We start from the raw sequence: 531 nt of genomic DNA, 5'->3' as shown, positions 1-531 counted from the left end.
ACCAACTTCACCCATCATGTCTGGTGTCGCGACGATAACGTCGAAGTCGAACCATCCTTGTTGGATTTTGTTGATGTACTCAGCATCACCAGCGTAATCTGCTCCAGCAGCTTCCGCTTCTTTTAATTTCTCACCTTTCGCGAAGACGAGGACTTTTTGTGTTTTACCAGTACCGTGTGGCAATACGACTGCTCCACGGATTTGTTGGTCTGCTTTCTTCGGATCTACTCCGAGACGAACAGCCAATTCGATAGTCTCATCGAATTTCGCAGTTGCAGATTTTTTAGTCAAATCTACAGCTTCTGCGAGTTCGTATGAAACCGTACGATCGATAAGCTTAGCAGCTTCTTTGTACTTCTTACCCATTTTAGGTTCCTCCTTTGTGGTTGTGCGGAAAATCCTCCCACATAATGAAAGGGTAGCAGGCTTCAAGAAACTATCCGCCTGCGACCCTCATCGTTGTTCATGGTAATCAAAAAGACATTAGTCTTCGATTACGATACCCATAGAACGTGCAGTACCTTCAACCAT

At 45.0% G+C, this 531-nt stretch carries 1 pseudogene; it reads right to left on the bottom strand.

The features are described from left to right. Positions 1-366 (bottom strand): annotated as a pseudogene (locus B3S86_RS15025) (50S ribosomal protein L1); the annotation flags it as partial. Positions 367-531 lie beyond the last annotated feature (165 nt).

Origin of the sequence: Exiguobacterium sp. UBA3968 (assembly GCF_002385115.1) — a bacterium.
GTDB lineage: Bacteria > Bacillota > Bacilli > Exiguobacteriales > Exiguobacteriaceae > Exiguobacterium_A.
Note: the sequence above shows the minus strand (reverse complement) of the source record. Positions and strands in the feature narration are given on the sequence as shown.